The organism is Aureibaculum flavum, from assembly GCF_016406085.1.
Classification (GTDB): Bacteria; Bacteroidota; Bacteroidia; order Flavobacteriales; family Flavobacteriaceae; genus Aureibaculum; species Aureibaculum flavum.
In genome coordinates, this window is sequence record NZ_JAEHFJ010000009.1 from 71746 (window position 1) to 94624 (window position 22879).

The following is a 22879-nucleotide window of genomic DNA, read 5'->3' on the forward strand; positions in this document are numbered from 1 at the left end:
ATATGCCAAGAATAATTTACAGAATATTAAAAAATTTTAAATTCTTACCCAAGGCCACGGTGCTGAAATTAAGATATAAATATTATACAGGTAAAAAGCTAAATCTTAAAAACCCAGTTGAGTTTAATGAAAAAATTCAATGGTTAAAAATGTATTATCATGTTCCTTTACTAACTCAGTTAGCTTGTAAATATGAGTCTAGGGCTAATGTTGAAGAAAAAATAGGAGCACAATACTTGAATAAATTATATGGCGTTTATGACGCTCCAGATAAAGTTGAATTTGATAAATTTCCAGAACAATTTGTATTAAAAGGGGTTCATGGAAGTAGTTTAAATATTATTGTAAAAGATAAATCGACGTTAGATATTGAAGCCGTAAAGATAAAGATGCAAAAATGGATGCAGCATTGTCAGTATAGCAGAGTTGGTTATGAATGGGCATACAAGAATATAAAGCCCAGAATTATTTGTGAAAAATATTTGGAAGAACCAGGCAAAGATGCTATCTCAGATTATAAGTTTTTTTGTTTTAATGGAGTGCCAAAATTTATTCAAATAGATATTGATAGATCTGCAGAACACATGAGATGTTATTATGATATGGACTGGAATAAACTTCCCTTTAAATCTATTGATATGGCATTTTTAGAGGAGGATGTAGATATACCTTCAAATTTTGAGGAGATGAAGAAATTGGCCATAATATTGGCTGATAAACTACCATTCATTAGAGTAGATTTTTATGCTATTGAAGGTGTTACTTATTATGGAGAGTTAACATTTTATCCTAAAGATTGCAAAAAAGAGTTTACACCTGAGAAGTACAATAAAATTATTGGAGATTATCTGGAATTACCAAAAATACCCAAAGGTCAAAAAGTGATAACCTCTATTTCGTGAAACAAGAAATTAAAAATAGTTTAGCTAAATTGAAATTGGGTGGAACAATCCTTTACCCGACGGATACCGTTTGGGGCTTGGGATGCGATGCTACAAATGAAAAAGCAGTTTCCAGAATATTTGAAATTAAGAAGCGTAACGAAAGTAAGAGTTTAGTCATTCTGGTTGATGGCATCGAAATGCTTAAAAAATACGTTAGTGATATACCTGAGAAAGTTGTCGAAATACTCAATACTTCTGAAAGACCAACTACAATTATTTATAACCATCCCGTCGGGTTAGCAAAAAACGTCATCGCCAAAGATAATACGGTGGCCATTAGAATTGTTAAACATGATTTTTGCCAGAATATAATTTCGACACTCGGTAATCCTCTAGTTTCTACATCAGCAAATATTAGTGGCATGCCTACCCCTAATTCTTTTGAAGAAATTGATCAATCTATTTTGGAGGCGGTTGATTATGTGGTAAATTTGCAACTTGAGAAAATTACTACTATTCCTTCTAGAATAATAAAAATTTCTGATAATGGAGCGATCGTAGTAATTAGAGATTAATATTTATGCCAGAGAACTACAAAAAAGCACTTACTTCTGAAATATTTGAATACATCGCAAAAGCTTCTAAATTACTCGGTTTAGAGAGTTATGTTATTGGTGGTTTTGTGCGTGATTTTTTATTGAAAAGAGACAGTGGAGCCAAAGATATTGATATTGTGACCGTAGGTAGTGGTATTGAATTGGCAAAACATGTTGCCAATTTATTACCAAATAAGCCAGAAGTACAAGTTTTTAAAACGTATGGTACAGCTATGCTACGCTATAAAGAGGTTGAGGTAGAGTTTGTAGGGGCAAGAAAAGAATCATATGCTAGAGAGAGTCGAAACCCTATTGTGGTTGAAGGCACGTTACAAGATGACCAAAATCGAAGAGATTTCACTATAAATGCAATGGCATTAAGCTTGAACGAAGGTAGTTTTGGTGATTTGTTAGATCCATTTAATGGTATGGAAGATTTATCTAATGGTATTATAAAAACACCTTTAGATCCCGATATTACCTATTCTGATGATCCTTTACGTATGATGCGTGCCATTCGTTTTGCAACGCAGCTGAATTTTACTATTGAAAAAAATTCTCTAAATGCGATTACAAAAAATGCAGATAGGTTAGATATTATTACTAGAGAACGTATTGTAGATGAGTTACATAAAATATTATTATCAGCAAAGCCATCGATTGGATTTAAGCTTTTAGAAAAAACACATCTTTTAGGACGGTTTTTACCAGAATTAACGGCCTTAAAAGGCGTAGAAGAAGAAAAGGGACAATCGCATAAAGATAATTTTTACCATACGTTGCAGGTGGTTGATAATATTTCTGAAAAAACAGATAACTTATGGCTGCGGTGGACTGCCTTATTGCATGATATTGGTAAAGCACCTACAAAACGTTTTGATAAAAAGATAGGTTGGACATTTCATGGACACGAATTTGTAGGTTCAAAAATGGTATATAAATTATTTAAACGTTTAAAAATGCCATTGAACGAAAAGATGAAATACGTTCAGAAATTAGTGCTGTTGAGTTCTAGACCAGTAATTTTGGCTGAAGATGTGACTGATTCTGCGGTACGCCGTTTAATTTTTGATGCCGGTGAGGATATTGAAGATTTAATGACACATTGTGAAGCTGATATTACTACACAGAATGCTAAAAAGAGAAAACAATACCTCAATAATTTTAGAATGGTACGTGAGAAGATAGCTGATGTAGAAGAGCGTGACCAAGTTCGTAATTTTCAACCACCAATTACCGGCGAGCTGATTATGGAAACTTTTAATTTAAAACCTTGCCGACAAATAGGTACCTTAAAAGAGGCTATTAAAGAGGCGATACTCGAGGGAGAAATTAAAAATGATTACGATGAGGCGTATCAATTTATGTTAAAAAAGGCTAAGGAAATAGGTATGTAAAAAATCTATTTACCAATAAATCTTTAGAGATGAAGAAAGTAAATAAATTAAGTGAATTAGCAGCTACAGCTATTAGCGGAAATGATATAAGTTCTTCCGTTTTATATGTATCTGCATTGTCCATCGCTTTTGCAGGACAGTATGCATGGATAACTTTATTAATAGTTTCATTTGTACTTTTTCTATTCAGGAAAATATATGGAGAAGTTGTAGGGGCATTACCCTTAAATGGTGGAGCCTATAATGCTTTATTAAATACCACAAGTAAGCGAACAGCTTCTTTCGCAGCAACACTTACCTTATTATCGTATATGGCGACAGCAGTTATCTCTGCAAATGAAGCCATTCATTATTTGCACCATATCGTTCCACCGATGCCAATTATCATAGCCACTATTGCTTTACTAAGTGTATTCGCCTTTTTAGTAATTGGTGGTATTTCTGAGTCTGCTAAAGTAGCCATAGGTATTTTTATCTTTCATTTAGGATCATTAGTAATACTTGTCGGATTTATTGTTTTCTACTTATTTCAGAATGGTATAGAAACATTTATTGAAAATTGGAATTGGCCACTTGAACATGGGAGCATTACCAATGCTATATTTTTAGGGTTTTCTGCCTCCATGCTTGGCGTTTCAGGTTTTGAAAGTTCTGCAAATTTTGTTGAAGAACAGAAAAAAGGGGTTTTTCCAAAAACGCTAAAAAATATGTGGATTATAGTAAGTGTTATTAACCCACTAATGGCGGTGTTTGCATTAGCTTTATTTGCATTGCCAGTGTTGCAAAGTCCTGATTATCAAAATACATTATTAATAGAAATGGGCAGCCACGTAGGAGGGGAGTGGATCGCAGATTTAATTGCGGTTGATGCCTTTTTGGTATTGAGTGGTGCTGTTTTAACCTCTTTTGTTGGAGTTACAGGGTTGTTAGAAAGATTGGCTTTAGATCGTATTATGCCACCCTTTTTTCTAAAGAAAAATAAAAAAGGTAGCTCTTACAGAATCATTATTGTATTTCTAATTTTGTCAATATCAGTATTGTTATTTACGAAAGGAGAAGTGCAGCTTTTGGCTGGTGTTTATACAATTTCATTTTTATCTGTTATGGCGTTATTTGGCATTGGTAATATTCTTTTAAAGGTCAAAAGGAGTGAGTTACCCAGGCCAGAAAGAGCTTCTTGGCTAGGTGTGTTAGTTGCAATTGCAGCGGTTATCATAGCTTTAGTTGGAAATATTTCAATACCACCTAAAGACAATTCTCCGAGTAATGTTTCGGTGTTTTTGTATTATTTTATACCTACAATTTTATTTGTAATGGCAATGTTAAATAGAACGTTGTTGTTGAAATTTGTCTTGATATCAATTGATTACTTATTCTCTCCGATACGTAGGTTTGTAATTTCATCCGATCGAAAAATTAGAGAAGTAATAAATAAAATTAACGATCAAGAGTTTGTTTTTTTTACAAGAGGGGATAATATTGCCAGTTTAAATAAAGTAATGATTTATGTTGGTAAAAACGAACATACAAAACGTATAAAAATTGTAACCATTTTAGAAAAAGGTGAAAGTTTACCTCCAAACCTGGAGATGGAAATTGATTTTTTAGATAGAGAGTATCCTGAAATAAATATTGATTTTGTGAAAATAGAGGGGGAGTTTACACCGAAATTAATCCAAGAATTATCCAAAAAATGGAATGTACCCGTGAATTTTATGTTTATCGGTTCTCCTGGTGATAAATTTCCATACAGAATTGAACAATTAGGAGGCGTTCGACTTATCATTTAAAAGTTAAACGCTGATACTTGTTTCCAATAGGTACATGAAGTCTTAAACTTATTTTCTGAAATTTATTTTCAAATTTTAGAATTAGAATTTTAGGATTGGTAATTAAGTTTAAATCTTATTTATGAAACCAATTAAACTGATAGACCTTATTAAAAAATATCCTGTTTTAAGTATTTGTTTGTTTACGGCAATTATGCTTATACCAAATTTAGATGTTATAGATGTTTCTATAATGGAAGCTAGAAATTTTATCACAGCTCGAGAAATGGTAAATGATGGCAACTGGTTCCTAACTACAATGAACGGAGTACCACGTTATCAAAAACCACCATTGCCAACATGGCTTGCAGCTTTTTCAGGAATACTTTTCGGAATTAAAAGTGTTTTTGCCTTGCGGCTACCGTCCATTATGTTTGTAATGCTAGTTGCTATTGGCATTTTTAAAATATCGCAGTTATTAGTTTTGGACACTAAACAAAGTTTACAAAATAGTTTTATTGCGATAACATCTTTCTATATTATTGGAATTACAATTGAAGAACCATGGGATATTTTTGCACATGGGTTTATGTGTTATGCCATTTATCAATTATTTCTGTTATTTGAAAAGGAAAAGGAATATTGGAAACATGCGATAATAGCTGGGTGTTTTATCGGATTTTCAATAGTAAGCAAAGGTCCAGTTTCCCTATATGCATTAATGCTTCCTTTTTTATTGGCTTACGGTTTTACCTATAAATTTAAACATTTTAAAGCGAAAGTTTTACCCTATTTAAGTGTTATTCTACTAGCATTAATTCTAGGTGGTCGGTGGTATTTATATATACGATTACAAGATGTTGATACGTTTAATGCTATTGCTGAAAATGAAACGAATAATTGGTCTAGTTACAATGTTAAGCCCTTTTATTATTATTGGAGCTTTTTTACACAAAGTGGAATTTGGACTATTATTGCGTTTATCAGTTTGTTGTACCCCTATTTGAAATCAAGAGTAAATCATTTAAAAGCCTATCAATTTAGTTTAGGTTGGACACTTTTAGCCGTGGTGCTATTGTCAATTATTCCAGAAAAGAAATCAAGATATTTAATGCCAATGTTAATTCCATTAGCTATAAATATTGGGTTTTATATTGATTATTTGATGAGGTGTTTTAAAACAATGACCGATAAGCGAGAAACATTTCCCGTTTATTTTAATTTTGGTTTAATAGCTAGCATTGGAGTTACATTCCCAGTACTAGCATATTTCTTTTTAAAAGATAATATTTCAAATCATTGGTTTACTTACATTTTTGCTTCCATAGTTCTATTTACGCTTAGTGTTCTAATTGTTTTTTATTTAAAAAGGAAAAATATAAATATGGTGTTTAGATTTACTGTCCTATTTTTTGCGAGTATATTATTGACAGCTTTACCGCTTGCCCAAAGTTTTAAGAACAGGAGCTACAATTCCATTTCTGATCTTAAAACCGAAGCAGAAAGGCAGGGGTTTAAAATTTATGGGAATAATTATATTTCGCCAGAAATGATTTGGTATTTTGGTGGGAAAATACCTTTTATTTCTTTAGATGAAGGTATAGATAAGTTACCAATTGAACATAAATTTGGGTTGTTGACTACAGAGCCTATAGATGAACAGGTTTTACTGAACTTAGGAAGTAGTTTTATGATACATAAAATAACAACGTATAATTTAAATAGAGTTTCAGAAAAATCTAAAAAATATAAGAATAGACTATTGAATGTTTATTATATTTTTGAAAGAAGAATGTAAATGTTCTTGTTATGTTCTTAGAAATCAAAAGAATAATTATTCAGTTCGTTTACTCCATATTTAATATTCATACCTACAATTAATAAATTGGTTCTTGCTATTTTTTAAATTCATCAAATAAATGATGATTTTTTAAATTGTAAACTTAGAAGTGTTTTGAATTGATTATCAGTAGCTTATTAGCATGTCATTTGTTGTAAATCTTGTTTGGTTAGGTTTGTACACATTTTTTAATAAACTCCACAGAAACATTATATGTTTTCACTTATCTTTGAATATAATTGATTATTAATAAATAGGCTTTAATAGATATGAAAAAAATAATTTTCCCGATGCTGCTTTTTTGTATGTCAATCACTTTTGCTCAAATGAAGGTTGATGATGTAAAAACATTTACGCTAGAAAATGGTATGAAATTTTTAGTAGTAGAAGACTTTTCAATACCCAATGCTAATATGTACTCATTCTATAAAGTGGGCAGTCGTAATGAACATCAGGGAATTACTGGACTTTCTCATTTCTTTGAACACATGATGTTCAATGGAGCAAAGAAGTACGGACCGAAGTTATTTGATCAAACCATGGAGTTTAATGGAGGTTCAAATAATGCATATACCACTGAGAATGTAACGGTTTATACCGATTGGTTCCCTGTTTCAGCCCTCGAAACTATTTTTGATTTAGAAAGTGATCGTATCGCAAACTTAAGTATTGATCCGAACATGGTGGAAAGTGAACGAGGAGTGGTTTTAAGTGAACGACGTACCGGACTTGAAAATTCGCCATGGAGATCATTAGGTGAAGCCGTTCAAGCAACTGCTTTTCAAGAGCATCCTTATCATTGGCCAGTTATTGGATACCAAGATGATATGAAACATTGGACTCAAGGTGATTTAGAACGATATTTTAAAACCTATTATGCTCCTAACAATTGTGTGGTAGTCATTTCAGGTGCCGTTAAAACAGAAGAGGTAAAACGTTTGGCGAAAAAGTATATGGAATCAATACCTGCTCAACCAGAACCACCTAAAGTTTTTATTGTAGAACCTGCTCAAACAGGTGAAAGACGAATTACAGTTCAAAAAGATGTAGCTGCACCATATATGATGATAGGGTATCGTACACCCGAAGCGAAGAATGACGATTATTACGCCTTAGATATTTTAAGTTCTATTTTAACCAGTGGTAATTCTTCTAGATTATACAAAGCTTTGGTTGATAGTCAATTGGCGAATGGAATTTTTACAGATTATGGCTTAAGCTTTGATCCTTATCTCTTTAATTTTTATGTTGTGTCTAATCAAGAAGTTTCGACCGATACTGTTGAAAAAACTATTTATGATGTTCTTGATACGATAAAAGAAGAAGGAATTACTGAAAAGGAACTTCAAAAAATTAAAAATCAGAAATTAATGGAGTTCTATAATCAAGTAGAAACCATTGATGGTAAATCAAATAATATTGGGACGTATGAACTCTTTTTTGGAGACTATAAAAAAATGTTTGACGCTCCAGCCAATTTTAATAAAGTTACAATTGATGATGTTAAACGTGTAACAAAAAAATATTTTACTAAAAGTAACAGAACAGTTGGTGTTTTAAAAGCCAATGTTGAAGAATAATTAGTTTTAAAAAAATCAAAATCTGAATAATGAAAGCAATTCGAAAAACAACGATTTTATTTTGTTCATTAATTGTAATGGCTTTAAATATAGAAGCACAATCATATAAATTACCTGATTATACAACATTTACATTGTCTAACGGACTTACCGTTAATTTAATGGAGCAACATGACGTGCCTGTAATAAGTGTGTCAGTAATATTTCCTGGGGGAGCTATTTACGACAATAGCCAATCGGGTATTGCTTCGTTAACAGCCAATGCCCTAAAACATGGAACTAAAAATTATACTAAAAGCAAATTAGATGAAGCGTTAGATTATGTTGGTGCAACGATCTCTACCTATTCAGGGAAAGAATATGCAGGCTTGTCATCAAAATTTGCAACCAAGGATGAGGAGTTGGTTTTAAATCTAATAAAGGAAATTTTAATTACACCCACTTTTGATGTTACTGAATTTGAAAAAGCAAAGGCAAGAACTTTAGTTTCTTTAACTCAAGAAAAGGAAAGTCCTCGTTCTGTAATAGGAGATTATAACAATAAATTAATATATGGTAATCATGTTTACAGTAATAAAATCAATGGATTAGAATCTACAGTGAGCCAATTAACGGTTAATGATGTGAAAGACTTTTACAAAACACATTATTTACCAAATAATGCGGCTATTAGTATTGTTGGAGATTTTTCTACAAAAGCAATGAAAAAAGCGATTTCGAAATTGTTTTCAAGTTGGAAAAAAGGTAAGTCCATTGAAAATTTAGCATCTCAACCAGTAGTTCCCTATAACGAAGCTAACGTATTATTAGTAAATAAAGAGGATGCCAAGGAAACTACCTTCTACATTGGAGGTAAGGGAATTAGTAGAAACAACGCTGATTATATTGGTATTGATATCGTGAATACGCTTTTCGGAGGTAGATTTACTTCCATGTTAAATGATGAGTTGAGGGTAAATTCTGGTTTAACTTATGGAGCAGGTAGTCGATTTAATTCGTATCGATATAATGGTACTTTTTACATCAGTACGTTTACAGCTCTTGAAACTACAGAACAGGCCATTGATAAAACGCTAGAAGTCTTACATAATTTACATGAAAACGGATTGGATGAAAAGGGGTTGACTTCTGCTAAAAATTATGTAAAAGGACAATTCCCACCTGATTATGAGACTACAGGTCAGTTAGCAGGATTACTATCTGAAATGTTTTGGTTTGATTTTGACAAATCATTTATTAATGATTTTGAAAAAAATGTGGATGCCATAAACTTAACGAAAGCGAATGAAATTATTAAAACCTATTTTCCAAAAGATAAATTACAATTTGTCCTAATAGGAAAAACTGAAGCCATTAAGGATATCGCCAAAAAATATGGAAAGGTAATTAATGTGGAAATAAAAGAGGAAATTACTGGGGAGTATTAGTCAGTATCTAAGAAAATAAGGGTTATTATCTAAGTGAAATCATTTTAATTTATTTTTAAGTGATATTTTTTTAATAACCCTTCCAGTTGGTTGACTGAAAATTGCCCTCCTTTTATCTTGTTATTCTCAGGGTCAATACTAAAATTATAAGCGGTAGTAAAATCAGCTTTCTCTAGGTTTGTGTTTTCAAAATTGGCATTTTCTAGGTTGCAATTCTTAAATTGAGCATTAGAAAGCTCAGCACCTGAAAAATCAACTTCTTTTAAACTACAATCTATAAAGTGTTGATTTTTTAATTTACGTTGGTAAAAAGAGGCAAAATCTAATTGACAATCGGTAAAGGATGCAATAAAAGTAAATTGGTTCGCACTGTCAAAAGGTAGTCCTAAAAGCTTACAATTGGTAAACTCAACTTCATTAAATATGGTTTCATAAATTTTAGCAGAGCTTAAGTCGCAATCTGCAAATGAGCAATCCACAAAGGAAATAGAGGAAAGGTCTGTATTTGAAAAGATACAATCTATAAAAGTACAATCTTCATACTCGTCTACAGGTAAAGGACTTGTCGTGTAATTTTTTTTCTTAAAGGTTTGACTTTCAATCATTGTGAATTAAATATTACTCAAGGTCAAAATAAAAAAATGCCACATGAACATGTGGCATTTTAACTGGATTACTTTTTTCTCAACTCAAAAAGGTCTTTTCGTCTGTCCTTTAAGTTTTTAACACTTCCAAATTGGTGGAGTTCACGTAACAAATCAATGTCTACGTCTGCTATTAAAATCATTTCGGAGTTTTGCGTTGCCTCTGCTTTTATTCCATTGGTTGGAAAAGCAAAATCACAAGGTGTAAATACCATTGATTGAGCAAACTGGATATCCATATTATGCACCTTTGGTAAATTACCAACACTACCTGCAATGGCTACGTAACATTCGTTTTCAATAGCTCTGGCTTGAGCACAATTACGCACCCTTGAATAGCCATTTTGTGTATCTGTTAAAAAAGGGACAAACAAAATGTCCATACCTTCATCTGCTAATAACCTACTTAACTCAGGAAACTCTACATCGTAACAAATTAAGATACCTATTTTACCACAGTCGGTATCAAAAGTTTTTAATTGATTACCACCAACCATTCCCCAAACTTTTGCTTCATCGGGGGTAACATGTAATTTTTCATAACGTTCAACAGTACCATCTCTACGGCACAAATAACCTACGTTATAGAGTCTATCATCTCTCATTTCAGGTAAACTACCAGAAATAATATTGATGTTATAAGAAATTGCTAGTGAAGAAAATTTTTGAACAATAGCTTCGGTATATCCTGCCAATTCTCTGATAGCATCAGGAGTGGGTAAGTGGTTGTTACCCGCCATTAACGGAGCATTAAAAAACTCAGGGAACAAAGCAAAATCTGATCTGTAACCAGATACGGCATCAATAAAGAATTCAGCTTGCTGCAATAGTTCGTCTAGATTTTTATAAGGACGCATTTGCCATTGAATCAGCCCAAGACGGACAATTTTTTTGACTATACTCGCTTTTTTTTGTTGTTTTTCAAAATAGATATTATCCCATTCTAATAAAACTGCATAAGCGTCAGAGGCTTTATCATCCTCTAAATAATTTTTTAAAATTTTTGTGGGATGGAAATCATTTGAAATCTGAAAATTTAAAACAGGATCATGAATCTCTTTCCTCTTCACTTTATTTAAATACTCTTTTGGAGTTAATTCTTCCTTATATTTATGATAATTTGGAATGCGACCACCAAAAGCAACCCCTCTTAAATTTAAACGTTCACAAAGCTCTTTTCGGTAATCATACAAGCGTCTACCTAAACGCATTCCTCTAAATTCAGGTTTTATAAAAACCTCAATACCATATAAAACATCGCCCTTCTTAGTATGCGTGCTAAAGGTATAGTTACCTGTAAGTTCTTTATAGGTGTTCTTTTCATCAAATTGAGCATAGTCAATAATAATTGATAATGCACAACCGGCAATTTGATTGTTAATTTTAATAACGACTTGCCCTTCAGGGAATAGTCTAATTAAGGTATTTATTTGTGATTCTTTCCAATAGCTGTCTGGCATATTGGTGTAAGAAGCAATCATTACTTCTTTAAGTTCTTGATAGTCATCTAAACTTAAATAGGTTAACTCAATGTTTTCTATATCTTGCATAAACGAAGAATAAAAATTTAAGATAAAACAGTATTGATATTTTCGAGTTCCACTTTTTTTACGTGGAGTGACGAGTAATTTTTATTTTAAAATATTTCTGGCAATAACCAGTTTTTGAATTTCGGTAGTACCTTCACCAATAGTACATAATTTAGAATCTCTATAAAATTTCTCTACAGGAAATTCTTTGGTATAACCATAACCACCATGAATTTGAACCGCTTCGTTCGCTACTTTAACACATACTTCAGAGGAATACATTTTTGCCATGGCTCCAATTTTGGTAACACTTTTCCCCGTGTTTTTTAAATATGCAGCTTTGTGTAATAAGAGTTCAGAGGCTTCAATTTCTGTGGCCATATCTGCCAATTTAAAAGAAATACCTTGAAACGAACTAATGGGTTTTCCAAATTGAACACGTTCCTTTGAGTATTTTAATGCGGCTTCGTAAGCACCTTTTGCAATACCTAGACTTAGTGCTCCGATAGAAATTCTACCACCATCAAGTACCTTCAATGCTTGGACAAAACCGTTACCTTCAATACCTAATAAGTTATCTTTATGAACACGGCAATTATCAAAAATAAGTTCTGCTGTTTCAGAAGCTCTCATTCCCAATTTATCTTCTTTTTTACCAGAAGAAAAACCTTTTGTACCTTTTTCAATTACAAAGGCAGACATGCCACGTGAATCTCCTTTTTCTCCTGTTCTAGCCATAATAACGGCAACATCTCCACTTATAGCATGGGTGATAAAGTTTTTTGCACCATTAAGTACATAGTAATCACCATCTTTTACCGCTGTGGTATTCATACCGCCAGCATCAGAACCCGTATTGTGTTCTGTTAATCCCCAGGCACCAATCCATTCAGCAGAAGCTAATTTTGGTAACCACTTTTTCTTTTGTTCTTCATTACCGAAGTAATTAATATGTCCTGTACATAATGAATTATGTGCAGCAATGGATAATCCAATAGATGGATCAACTTTCGATATTTCTTCAATAATAGCGATGTATTCATGATAACCTAAACCTGAGCCACCATATTCTTCAGAAATGAAAACACCCATAAAACCTAGTTCACCAGCTTTTTTAAACAAGGAAACAGGAAATGTTTGTGCCTCATCCCATTCCATAATATGTGGACGAATATATTTTTCAGCAAATTCTTTAGCCGCTTCGGCTATATGGTTTTGTTCTTCAGAATATTCAAAATTCATAGTAGTGTTTTAATTGTTTTTTCGTTTAAAGAAATTCTGTGAATTAATCTAATAGATTAATAGTTAAAAATTACTAGCTAACGAGCCTCCAAATATAGTGCTATTCTATCAAATTTATCTATGGGAAAGTCTGGTATTTTTTTTAACTGTTTTAACCTCTTAAAATTTGCTAAAAAGGCATTTGACGTTATAAGGTAACCCTAAGTTTGGGAGAAATAAAAATCCCGATTTAGGTTTCGAAAAACCAAAAACGGGATTTATATAAAATTACCTTAAAAGTAATTAGATTTTTTAGGATTAAGCAGTATATAATGATCCGTGCACAACTTTGTAATTATTGACATGAAATTCATTTCTATCTTTAAAGGCGATAAATGGAAGTAAGCCGTCAGAAGGAACTGCTTTTCTTGGTAATTTTTCATTTTGACTATCAGAAAAACCAATAGTGGCTACTCTAATATCACTTGATGATACTTTCTTGTTTTCAAATTCCACATTATAAGCATCTAATAGTGTTTGATCAATTTTAAGGTCAAAGGTAGAATCAGGATCATCTAAATCTTTATGAAGTTGAATCATTTTCTCAGACAAGCCAGTTGGTAATTCTTCGGCATCTCTGAAATCATTTAGTAATTTACTTATTGTTTTTAAAAACAACGGATTGTTTTTGAACTCATTATTTTCAACCAGTGCACAGACTAACATGGCATAACCAATATCTTCATTTACTTCCCATAATTGTGGTGCACATTGCACTACTGTGGATAGAATGACTTCACCTTCTTCTACATTTTTTTTCCATTTATCTTTTCCCATTAATGGGGCTGAAATACTTTTCTTAATTAAATCTGAATCGGGGTTAAGTCGTTTATTCATAAAAGGGATTAGCCTACTAGCATTGGTCGCATTAGGTATTTTACTAATATCTATTGTAACATCTTCAAATCGTAAACGCTCTAAGAGTTGGTGTTTGTTTTCACCTTTTTCATATTTTTCTAAAAGTTCTTGTACATCATAACCTTTTGTTTCCATGTCTTTTAGCTGCTCATATGTATAATCTTCAGTGTCAAATGCCGGAGTCATTCCTTTTAATAATTTTGAAAACATACCTTTTAATCCCATAATTTTTGTTTTTTAAGTTTTTATTATTAACACGATTTACTGTTTTTTATTGTCTCGATGAATCTCTTAAATTCGGCTTTAAAATTATTGAAGTGCTTGAGTTTGTTTTAGTGTATAGAAGTTCAGTGATTACCAAGAAAATGGATTATTTTAGTGGTGTGAAAGTGTGACTTCAACCTATTTATTTGACCTCTAGGTATAGTGCTATTCTATCAAATTTATCAGTGGGAAAGTCAGGTATTTTTTTGAGTTCTTCTAACAATTGAATCTCAGCAACTTCATCTCTATATTCAAATATTTTTTTGGTAAGTTCATAATCAATATAGACAATTGACAAAACCTCTTTAAAAGTTGCCGTATTTACATCTATTTTTGCGATTGATGGTTTTGACAGTACTTTGTATCTGAGCAACACCTTATCTGCAACTTCCTTATCTAAGTAATAAACTTCGTAGAGCTGAGTGTTAAAAGAAAATCCACTTAATTTTTTACGATAGTCAATAATTCGTTTTGCTAATTTTTCACCTATACCGCTAATTTTTCTTAGGTCTTCAGCTGTTACTGAGTTTAAATCGCTAATTACAATTGCTTTATTTTTATTTTCTGGTGTTGAATTATCAGCTGTACTTGAAATAGCAGGCTCTTTTTTCTCCCAGTGGTTAGCGTTTTTTTTAGGATTTGTAATCCAATCTGGAAATTTAAAATAGGGTGCGATTACGCCCAGTAAACTGTCTGAAATTTTTGTTATTTCTTGAAATTGCTTGGTAGAATTCACAAATTTACCCGCTGATCGGTGTGCTAAAAGTCTGTCAATTTCGTTAGGATTCATACCTAATTGATACCCTTTAGCATCGTTTAAATAACTGGGATTAAACGGATATATTTTCGGAATAGATTTGTTTTCTTTTTCGGCTATTTTAATTTCTTTAATAGAATCAATTTTATGTTGAATCTGAATGGTTTCCATAGTATCAATGGAATCCTTATTTTCAAATTTAGGGATAACAAAAAAATAAATAAGTTGAAGGGTAATAATAATTAATACCAAAAAGAAAATCCCATTCCGTTGGCTTTTGTTAAACCAGAAATGAGATTTCATATGATATTGTTTTTATACTATTAACTTTCTTTTCTTGCCTTGATTGCTGCAAGGTATTTATTTAATTCTTGTTTTACTTTTGGAGCTAAAATTATTAGTCCGATCATATTTGGAACCATCATCGCAAATATCATTGCATCTGAAAATCCAATAACTGATCCTAAACTTGCAGCTGCACCGATTACCACAAAAATACAGAATAAAAGCTTGTAGGTATATTCCATTTTTTTTGATCTTCCGAAAAGATAAGCCCAACCTTGAAAGCCATAATATGACCATGATATCATGGTACTAAAAGCAAATAAGACAACGGCAATTGTCAATACATATGGAAACCATGAAATTGCAGATTCAAATGCACCCGACGTAAGTAAAATTGCTTGAGCATCGTTTAATGAGGCGTTTTCGGCGGTAACATTTCCTGTAATAATTAGCACTAAAGCAGTCATGGTACACACAACTACAGTGTCGATAAAAGGCTCTAATAATGCAACCATACCTTCAGATGCTGCATATTTTGTTTTTACAGCTGAATGAGCAATTGAAGCAGAACCAACACCAGCTTCATTTGAGAATGCAGCACGTCTAAATCCTTGTACTAAAACACCTACTGCACCACCAGCAACACCTTCAGGGCTAAAGGCACCATTAAATATTTGCATAAATGCGGCACCAATCATATCGTAATTAGCGATGATAACGAATAAAGAAGCTGTAACATAAATTACAACCATAAAAGGAACAATTTTATCTGTAACCTTTGCTATTTTTTTAATACCACCTATAATTACAATTCCTACAAGAACAGCCATTACAAGTCCAAACATCCATCCTCTGTCATGTAAAAAAGAGGCGTCACCACCAGTTATACTTTCTACCAATTGAAAAGCTTGATTTACTTGAAACATATTACCACCACCAAAAGATCCGCCAATTACAAAAACGGCAAAAACTCCAGCCAATACTTTACCTAGGCCACCAAGACCTTTAGATTTGAGACCTTTAGTTAAATAATACATGGGGCCACCATAAACGGTACCGTCTGCTTCTATATCTCTATATTTTACACCAAGTGTACATTCTACAAATTTTGAAGCCATCCCTAAAAGACCAGCAACAATCATCCAAAAGGTTGCACCAGCACCACCAATAGAAACGGCAATAGCTACGCCTGCAATATTACCTAAACCAACAGTCGCTGAAAGAGCAGCAGTTAACGCTTGAAAGTGAGAGACTTCTCCTTCATGTCCTTCAACTCTTATGGTATCAGGATTATCTTCTTCATCAGTAAATTCTAGTTTAGCCATTTCAACCTTATGATTTTTTCTCTCTTCAAGATCATCATATTTCCCTCTAACAATATTAATTGAAGTCCAAAAACCACGGAAACTTATAAGATTAAAATAAAAAGTAAAATAAGTAGCACCAAGTATAAGTGGGAATAATACCCAATAGACTGAAATTTGATCAGTAAAAGGGATTTGATAAAAAATGAAATCAACAAACCAACCTGTAGCATTACCAAAAATGCGATCAATTTTCTCATCTACACCTTCTTGTGCAAAAATGGCAATTGGAGTTAACAAAAATATAAAGTTTAGTAGCTTTTTATTCATAATAAATGGAGTTGATTTTTATAATTTAATCTGCAATATCTTAAAAAAAATGGAGTTAATGAAAGTTTTAAGAGTAAAAATTATTATTACTTCAACTGGTAACAATGTGAATATGGAAAAAAGTTGTATATTATAGCATGAAATTTAAACTAAATGCCAAATCTAATTTATGAGTAAAAAAACTTTAGTTCTTGGTGCTTCTACCAAACCCAGCAGGTACTCTTATGTAGCTATTAAAAGATTTTTAGAAAAAGATATTGAAGTAAGGGCAATCGGATTAAGAAATGGGTCAGTGGGGTCCGTTCCAATTGAAACAGATAAGCCTGATTTTAAAGACATAGATACAGTTACATTATATCTTAATGCAAGAAGGCAAACAGAGTATTACGACTATATTATATCGTTAAAACCAAAACGGGTAATATTTAACCCAGGTGCCGAAAATGACGAATTTGTTGAACTATTAACAGAGAATAATATTAAAGCTGAGGTGGCATGTACTTTAGTAATGTTGTCTGTTGATGCATATTAAGAGGTTAGAAGGTTTTGAGTCAAGTAGTTTCAGTTTTATCTTTGTTGATTTATTTAAACGTAACTTTTGAATAGCAAACTTATTTCAAATTTAAGTTTAAGTCTTCGTTCTTCAGGTTTCTTCATACTTAATTTTGAATATTCCGTTTTATTCTTCAGCATATCCACTCCCGTTTTTTTTTTCTTTTTACTAACAATAAATATGTCCGAATTTATCTACAAACGATAATTTCGGACTTTTTTAAAATACAGTTCTTTAGCTTTATAATATAATTTTAAATAAAGCTTTATGAAGTATTTAGTAGTAATGTTATTTCTTACATTTTCTTTATCGTTATTGTCTCAAAACAAAATTGAATCTTTTCATTTTAAATCAGTTGCAATTTCACCAGGTTTATTTTTGGGACAAAACACTGGTGGATTTAGTTTAGGAGCAGAAACTGGTTTTGCATATAAAAATAATTTATTTACAATATCCGCGACTTTAGGAGGAGAACTAAATGTTTTAGGAGGCGACTCTGAAAGCTTTTCTGCGGTAAGCTTACTTTATGGAAGATCACTTTTGTTAAATAAAAACTTGACTTTAGATACTTTTTTAGGTGCTGGATATTTTTCTTATAAATACAATAGTGATTATGATAATCCAGGGTATGAACGCTCAAATACTGTGGGATTTCCAGTATCAATTAGACTAAGGTATCAGCTTAGTGATAATTTTTCATTGGGTATAAAAGGAGAAGAATATTTTAATTCATTAAAATTATTATTTAATACTGGTATTGTAGTGCAATGGAATTTTAAAAAGCGGAAAAGATGAAACTATTCTTCTTTATTATACTAGTATTTTCGATCAACTCCTATTCACAATCAGATAGTATTGTTAATTCAAGTAAAACTTGGTTTTTATTATTTGAATCTGGAATTAATGATGTGAATTCAAAAATCCAAATTCATTTTGGAATTGGAGCTGAATATTCCTTAACAAAGAAAAGTAGCTTTACCATTAGAGTTAAATATTTTAAAACTGGAATTGACCATTTTGCAGCTGGTTCTGGTAGTTTTTTTAGTATGCCCTCCACGACCTTTTTGTATGAAGGGGAGGTTTTAAAAGTACCTATCAATTACAAATTTGGAGGTAAACTATTTTTTAATGGGTTAAACTATTTTGTGGCTGCTGGTCCAGCCCTAAATATAACACTAAAAGAAGAATTTATCGAAGTTTATAATTTAACAGCTAGTAAGCATAAAACTTATATTAATTTAAACACATCTCTAGGTTTACTATGTGATGTAAGTCCCAAGTTAGAAGTATATCTTTCCCTTGAAACTTACCGTTTCGGAAATGAAAAAACAGAAGAAGTAGTAGGGTTTATTTTTTCATCAGGACTGGAGACAGATGAGGGCTTGATAAATATTGGGGTTCGGTTTAAATTATAAAAAGGTTGTCCGATATTATATAAAATGGATGTTTACGGATTTTTTAAATACACCTTACTAATTTTATAATGTAATTCTAAAATAAATATTATGAAGAATCTAAAAAAGTTTATGATGCTATTATTAGCAGTTGTTTTGTTCACATCTGGCTCATGCAGTGGTGATGAAGATTTTATGCTCCCGACCATTACTCAAACTGGCGAAAACACTTTTGGCTGTTATATTGATGGTAAGCTGTTTTACCCAAGGGATGGTTCTGGTACTTTAGGCAGTCCCTCTACAAATCATACAGTTTCTTGGATAGGGAGTGGTGATAATACATATAATGAATTAGAAGTAAATAATTTTCAGGATGGTAAGCCAATTAATAATTTTATTATGCATTTTCAAACTTCTTCGGAAAATTTATTAGGAGAATATATATGGCAAAAGTCAAATTTTGAGGACGGAATAGATAGTTATGATCATACTCATTTATTTATCAGAGCCTATGATTATAAAGAAGGCATTTTTAAATGGTACGGTTCATTAAAAAACTCAGGGAAGACAATTATTACGAGAAGAGATGGTGGTATAGTATCAGGTACTTTTTCAGGAATACTAACAGAAGAGGGAGGCACAAATACCGTAGAAATAACTAATGGCCGGTTTGACATAAATACATTTACAATATTTGACTATCCCTTTCCGTAAAAAAAAAGGCAGTTGCTACCAACAACCGCCAATTCAATAGATCAATAAATCTAATTATTAATCATTTAAACATTACAAAATTATGAAAAAACAACTACTTCTCAGTATCGTATTTCTAATTGGGATAATATCAGAAGCACAAATTGTCCCAATTGATAAAAAAGAGAGCTTAGACCATCGGTTGTCAAACATTGACCTATCTTCTGTAAACTCTGGCATAATTTACGAACGTGTTACACCCTATGCCAATTTATATAATTTCAATAAATCAAAGGAATTTAACACAGCAACCAAAGCGTATATGGTACAAGCCATGAGTGAATTACATCGGGCAAGTAACCAAACTATGTTTGTGTCTGCAAACGGGTTAAAAGAACGCATCTACAATACCATAGCTATAAATGAAGTCGATATTGCCATACTAAATGCCGACTTTGACATATTGAATTATAACGAAAAAGAACCCCATAAAGGAGGATTGCTATTTGATGCAAATATCCAAAAATTTAGCCAAATAAAAGAGAAGCCCACCTTTTTTCCTTTTCACACCACGATTATAGCGGCTATGAAAAACAAAGTAGTTGGTAATAGTATTACCTTTAATATAAAAAACGATCTGTTTTATAATAAAGTAAATGAAAATAAACAAATAAAAACCCTTAGTGCTGATTTTGGTAACGGTAAACAGCATATTTTAATCAATGAATATAATCTAAAAAAACAACAGATATCCATACCGTATAGACCATCGCAGGAAGGAGAGCTTACCCTAATATTTAATATTACCTATAAGGACAATAATGTTGTAACAACTAAGGCTAAATTAAAACTAAAATACGCTTCAGGGCAGTTTAAGAAGTTAGCTAATGTAAATTGCGATACCGACAGGTTAAAAGAAGACCACTTTATTATTTCCGACTATTCCTTTAAAGGTTATGAAGAATCGTTCGCGTTTAATGGTAGGAGTGATTATCGTATTTTTTATGATAAAATTAAAAACGATAAAGTATTAAACAAGCCCCTTATCATTATTGATGGCTTTGACCCGCAAGATAAAAGAAAAATACTGCGTTGCGATTATGATTTTTACAGGGAAGGAAAAGATAGGGCGGTTGAGGATGTTATGAACTATTATAACTTGAATGACGCAGGTGAATTGGAAGAAATTCCCCTAATTAATCAACTCAGATTAAAAGGATATGACGTTATCATCGTTAATAATACGAACTACTGTGTGGAAGTAGCAGCACCGCACGCCATAAGCACAGACCTTTATGACGAAGAAAACAACCGCTGTACACAACCGGGTTGGAATCTTATTGATGGAGGTGCTGACTATATTGAGCGAAATGGTTTAAACTTGGTTAGTCTTATCCAGCATATAAATACTGCCGTGGCCACTAATGGTAGTAATGAAGAGTTGGTTATTGTTGGTCCAAGTATGGGAGGGCAAATAAGTCGTTATGCGTTGGCATACATGGAAAAGAACCAAATACCACATAACACACGACTATGGGTAAGTGTAGATAGTCCACATCTAGGGGCTAACATACCGATGGGTGCCCAAGCTCTATTGAATTTATTAAAAGAAGATGGAAATGATAAAGCTACTGAGTTTTATGAAAAACAATTGGGCTCAGTAGCAGCTAGACAACAACTAATTGAGTTTCATCAACAACGTGGGGGAAATTATCATCTGGTCAATCAAGATAACTTGAATGGAAGAGTAGCCAGTCAGGGTTTTCCAAGAGATGATGGCTCGGAATTTTATCGTAAATATTATAATAACCTGCAAAATAATGGTTTGGAAGGTTCGGATGGTTATCCACAAAACTTAAGGAAAATAGCTTTAGTAAATGGTTCGCTTACTGGGTCTAAGGCCCTTAAAGATAATGCAACGGGAAACGTTTTTGGTGCGTACGACGCCAACAGTACACAGACTGTTAATATTAGAGGGTTCAATAAGGTCTGTGTTATTGGATGTTGGGATGTTCATACAGCAAGTATGGAATCTCATACAATGCCATATAATGGAGGGGATGAAAGAATTGCACGTTTTAAAAAAGGTTTTAATGATAGAACCACGCGTTCACCAAATATAAATTCAAGAGGAAATATGGATATTGTCCCTGGAGGTTTTTTCAATGCGTATGATGAAATACACACTGCTATAATGGGTGAATCTTCCGATACGGATTGGACTGTGAGTACTATGGGAATGAACTTAGGTTTTTATGTTAATGATTGGGGCATTGGATTATTCTTCGATGAGAAAACTACAAGATTGGAATCCAGAAAAAATTCTAGATTTGGTTCTTTTATCCCGACTTTCTCAGCAATAGCACATAAAAATCCAAATCAGAATTGGAAAAATCCATTAAATCGTAATCTTGTGTACAAATGAAACTTATTTTGACAGCTATTATGGTGAAGTTGAAAATACGCAGCACACTAGTTTTAATGATAAAAGCGTGGAGTGGTTCTTTAAAGAATTAGATAATGATCCGCAGCCACCAACCGTTTATTTAAAAAACAGTGATATCAGCGGAAGCAATAATTTATGTGCAGGTGAAACGGAAACTTATTCAATAGACCCATGTAAAGTGTCAGGTACAGTTAACTGGCAGGTATCATCACAATTACAAGTTATTAGAACGACCAATACAAGTGTAACCGTAAAGCCAGTTAATTCACCAAATTCTTCAGGTGCCTATGTAAAAGCAGTTATGCCATATACGAGTATTACAAAGAGTATAGCTTTAAAAGTAATTTTACCTTTAGATATTCGGCTAAGAACTCCTAATACTAATACTCCAATATATGTGTTGTGCGATGCTCAACCCAACTATGTTCAAGTAAAACATGATTATGATGAGGGTATAGATGATTGGCAATGGAATGTAAGCGGTGCAATTATAACCTATAATTCTAATGATTCAAATAACAATTCTGTTGTTAGGATTCGACCAATATCAAGCAACCCAATTATCAAAGTAAAAGCCCATAATGCCTGTGGATGGTCAGATTGGGTAGATTTGGGTGTTGGTGTTATGCCTTGCGGTAATAAAGCATTTTCTGTATATCCAAATCCTGTTTCTGATATATTGACAATAGAAAAAGTAAATACAATTGAAAAAGCTGCTTTTTCATGGAAGCCCAAAGAGATGTATGCTTATGAAATCTATAATATAAGTAAAAAACAAATTGCTAAGGGAAAATTAGAGAATTTAACAGCAATTAATATTTCAGGATTTAGAACAGGGGTGTATATTTTAAAAATAATACAAGGTAAGAAAGAGGAAACACATCAAATTATTATTGATTAAAACTCTAAAATAAGTGATTATTTAAAAACCGCTACAATAGTTGAAGCGGTTTTTTTCTGTGGGATTTGTATGTTTTTTAATGAATTTGGTATATCTTTAATGCTTATAATTAGGAGTTTTAATTTGTCGCTAACTTAGAAAGAAATA

The 22879-nt window shown here is 32.3% G+C and carries 19 protein-coding genes; 13 read left to right on the top strand and 6 right to left on the bottom strand.

What is annotated here, in order from left to right; translation table 11 throughout:
- The first annotated feature begins 2 nt into the window (after positions 1-2).
- From JBL43_RS16120 to JBL43_RS16150, 7 genes are all read left to right on the top strand, one after another.
- On the top strand, positions 3-902 hold the full coding sequence (locus tag JBL43_RS16120) for an ATP-grasp fold amidoligase family protein (RefSeq protein ID WP_198842439.1): 900 nt from the start codon (positions 3-5) through the stop codon (positions 900-902).
- A complete protein-coding gene (locus JBL43_RS16125) occupies positions 899-1459 on the top strand; it encodes an L-threonylcarbamoyladenylate synthase (RefSeq protein WP_198842440.1) in 561 nt (186 codons plus the stop codon). Before JBL43_RS16120 ends, JBL43_RS16125 begins: the two co-directional genes overlap by 4 nt.
- Positions 1460-1464: 5 nt before the next feature.
- Complete coding sequence (locus tag JBL43_RS16130; protein ID WP_198842441.1) at positions 1465-2877, top strand: CCA tRNA nucleotidyltransferase; 1413 nt, start codon at positions 1465-1467, stop codon at positions 2875-2877.
- A gap of 29 nt (positions 2878-2906) precedes the next feature.
- Entirely contained in the window at positions 2907-4667 is a 1761-nt protein-coding gene (locus JBL43_RS16135; protein WP_198842442.1) for an APC family permease, read from the top strand.
- Positions 4668-4788: 121 nt separating this feature from the next.
- Entirely contained in the window at positions 4789-6444 is a 1656-nt protein-coding gene (locus JBL43_RS16140; RefSeq protein ID WP_233098810.1) for an ArnT family glycosyltransferase, read from the top strand.
- A gap of 311 nt (positions 6445-6755) precedes the next feature.
- Positions 6756-8066, top strand: a complete 1311-nt coding sequence (locus JBL43_RS16145; RefSeq protein WP_198842443.1) for a M16 family metallopeptidase — start codon at positions 6756-6758, stop codon at positions 8064-8066.
- A 29-nt stretch (positions 8067-8095) separates the two neighbouring features.
- Positions 8096-9493: a M16 family metallopeptidase gene (locus tag JBL43_RS16150; protein ID WP_198842444.1), complete on the top strand. Its 1398-nt coding sequence runs from the start codon at positions 8096-8098 to the stop codon at positions 9491-9493.
- Positions 9494-9537: 44 nt separating this feature from the next.
- Here JBL43_RS16150 and JBL43_RS16155 read toward each other — a convergent pair whose 3' ends face one another.
- From JBL43_RS16155 to JBL43_RS16180, 6 genes are all read right to left on the bottom strand, one after another.
- Positions 9538-10098 (bottom strand): pentapeptide repeat-containing protein, encoded by a 561-nt coding sequence (locus JBL43_RS16155; RefSeq protein ID WP_198842445.1) that lies wholly within the window; start codon positions 10096-10098, stop codon positions 9538-9540.
- Between the two features lie 68 nt (positions 10099-10166).
- Positions 10167-11687 carry a bifunctional GNAT family N-acetyltransferase/carbon-nitrogen hydrolase family protein gene (locus tag JBL43_RS16160; RefSeq protein ID WP_198842446.1) on the bottom strand — a complete coding sequence of 507 codons (1521 nt, stop codon included), beginning with the start codon at positions 11685-11687 and terminating at the stop codon, positions 10167-10169.
- Positions 11688-11768: 81 nt separating this feature from the next.
- Positions 11769-12908, bottom strand: a complete 1140-nt coding sequence (locus tag JBL43_RS16165; protein ID WP_198842447.1) for an acyl-CoA dehydrogenase family protein — start codon at positions 12906-12908, stop codon at positions 11769-11771.
- A gap of 297 nt (positions 12909-13205) precedes the next feature.
- Positions 13206-14030, bottom strand: a complete 825-nt coding sequence (locus tag JBL43_RS16170; RefSeq protein WP_198842448.1) for a hypothetical protein — start codon at positions 14028-14030, stop codon at positions 13206-13208.
- A gap of 181 nt (positions 14031-14211) precedes the next feature.
- Positions 14212-15129 carry a ComEA family DNA-binding protein gene (locus tag JBL43_RS16175; RefSeq protein WP_198842449.1) on the bottom strand — a complete coding sequence of 306 codons (918 nt, stop codon included), beginning with the start codon at positions 15127-15129 and terminating at the stop codon, positions 14212-14214.
- A gap of 20 nt (positions 15130-15149) precedes the next feature.
- On the bottom strand, positions 15150-16745 hold the full coding sequence (locus JBL43_RS16180; RefSeq protein ID WP_198842450.1) for an alanine/glycine:cation symporter family protein: 1596 nt from the start codon (positions 16743-16745) through the stop codon (positions 15150-15152).
- Between the two features lie 169 nt (positions 16746-16914).
- On the opposite strand from JBL43_RS16180, the gene JBL43_RS16185 reads away from it, so the two are divergent.
- The 6 genes from JBL43_RS16185 to JBL43_RS16210 all read left to right on the top strand — a co-directional run bounded on the left by JBL43_RS16185 (position 16915) and on the right by JBL43_RS16210 (position 22732).
- On the top strand, positions 16915-17277 hold the full coding sequence (locus JBL43_RS16185; protein ID WP_198842451.1) for a CoA-binding protein: 363 nt from the start codon (positions 16915-16917) through the stop codon (positions 17275-17277).
- Positions 17278-17565: 288 nt separating this feature from the next.
- Positions 17566-18093, top strand: a complete 528-nt coding sequence (locus tag JBL43_RS16190; RefSeq protein WP_198842452.1) for a DUF481 domain-containing protein — start codon at positions 17566-17568, stop codon at positions 18091-18093.
- On the top strand, positions 18090-18713 hold the full coding sequence (locus JBL43_RS16195) for a hypothetical protein (RefSeq protein ID WP_198842453.1): 624 nt from the start codon (positions 18090-18092) through the stop codon (positions 18711-18713). Before JBL43_RS16190 ends, JBL43_RS16195 begins: the two co-directional genes overlap by 4 nt.
- A 90-nt stretch (positions 18714-18803) precedes the next feature.
- Complete coding sequence (locus JBL43_RS16200) at positions 18804-19406, top strand: Riean_0653 family protein (protein ID WP_198842454.1); 603 nt, start codon at positions 18804-18806, stop codon at positions 19404-19406.
- An 82-nt stretch (positions 19407-19488) separates the two neighbouring features.
- Positions 19489-21810, top strand: a complete 2322-nt coding sequence (locus JBL43_RS16205) for a lipase family protein (protein WP_198842455.1) — start codon at positions 19489-19491, stop codon at positions 21808-21810.
- The gene (locus JBL43_RS16210; RefSeq protein ID WP_198842456.1) at positions 21797-22732 is read left to right on the top strand and encodes a T9SS type A sorting domain-containing protein; all 936 of its coding nucleotides are present in this window, start codon (positions 21797-21799) and stop codon (positions 22730-22732) included. Before JBL43_RS16205 ends, JBL43_RS16210 begins: the two co-directional genes overlap by 14 nt.
- Positions 22733-22879: the final 147 nt, after the last annotated feature.

What these genes read in the sequence shown, in the direction of transcription:
- JBL43_RS16120 (WP_198842439.1), top strand. Translation starts at nt 3, where the DNA reads ATGCCAAGAATAATTTACAGAATATTAAAAAATTTTAAATTCTTACCC.
- JBL43_RS16130 (WP_198842441.1), top strand. Translation starts at nt 1,465, where the DNA reads ATGCCAGAGAACTACAAAAAAGCACTTACTTCTGAAATATTTGAATAC.
- JBL43_RS16135 (WP_198842442.1), top strand. Translation starts at nt 2,907, where the DNA reads ATGAAGAAAGTAAATAAATTAAGTGAATTAGCAGCTACAGCTATTAGC.
- JBL43_RS16140 (WP_233098810.1), top strand. Translation starts at nt 4,789, where the DNA reads ATGAAACCAATTAAACTGATAGACCTTATTAAAAAATATCCTGTTTTA.
- JBL43_RS16145 (WP_198842443.1), top strand. Translation starts at nt 6,756, where the DNA reads ATGAAAAAAATAATTTTCCCGATGCTGCTTTTTTGTATGTCAATCACT.
- JBL43_RS16150 (WP_198842444.1), top strand. Translation starts at nt 8,096, where the DNA reads ATGAAAGCAATTCGAAAAACAACGATTTTATTTTGTTCATTAATTGTA.
- JBL43_RS16155 (WP_198842445.1), bottom strand. Translation starts at nt 10,098, where the DNA reads ATGATTGAAAGTCAAACCTTTAAGAAAAAAAATTACACGACAAGTCCT.
- JBL43_RS16160 (WP_198842446.1), bottom strand. Translation starts at nt 11,687, where the DNA reads ATGCAAGATATAGAAAACATTGAGTTAACCTATTTAAGTTTAGATGAC.
- JBL43_RS16165 (WP_198842447.1), bottom strand. Translation starts at nt 12,908, where the DNA reads ATGAATTTTGAATATTCTGAAGAACAAAACCATATAGCCGAAGCGGCT.
- JBL43_RS16170 (WP_198842448.1), bottom strand. Translation starts at nt 14,030, where the DNA reads ATGGGATTAAAAGGTATGTTTTCAAAATTATTAAAAGGAATGACTCCG.
- JBL43_RS16175 (WP_198842449.1), bottom strand. Translation starts at nt 15,129, where the DNA reads ATGAAATCTCATTTCTGGTTTAACAAAAGCCAACGGAATGGGATTTTC.
- JBL43_RS16180 (WP_198842450.1), bottom strand. Translation starts at nt 16,745, where the DNA reads ATGAATAAAAAGCTACTAAACTTTATATTTTTGTTAACTCCAATTGCC.
- JBL43_RS16185 (WP_198842451.1), top strand. Translation starts at nt 16,915, where the DNA reads ATGAGTAAAAAAACTTTAGTTCTTGGTGCTTCTACCAAACCCAGCAGG.
- JBL43_RS16190 (WP_198842452.1), top strand. Translation starts at nt 17,566, where the DNA reads ATGAAGTATTTAGTAGTAATGTTATTTCTTACATTTTCTTTATCGTTA.
- JBL43_RS16195 (WP_198842453.1), top strand. Translation starts at nt 18,090, where the DNA reads ATGAAACTATTCTTCTTTATTATACTAGTATTTTCGATCAACTCCTAT.
- JBL43_RS16200 (WP_198842454.1), top strand. Translation starts at nt 18,804, where the DNA reads ATGAAGAATCTAAAAAAGTTTATGATGCTATTATTAGCAGTTGTTTTG.
- JBL43_RS16205 (WP_198842455.1), top strand. Translation starts at nt 19,489, where the DNA reads ATGAAAAAACAACTACTTCTCAGTATCGTATTTCTAATTGGGATAATA.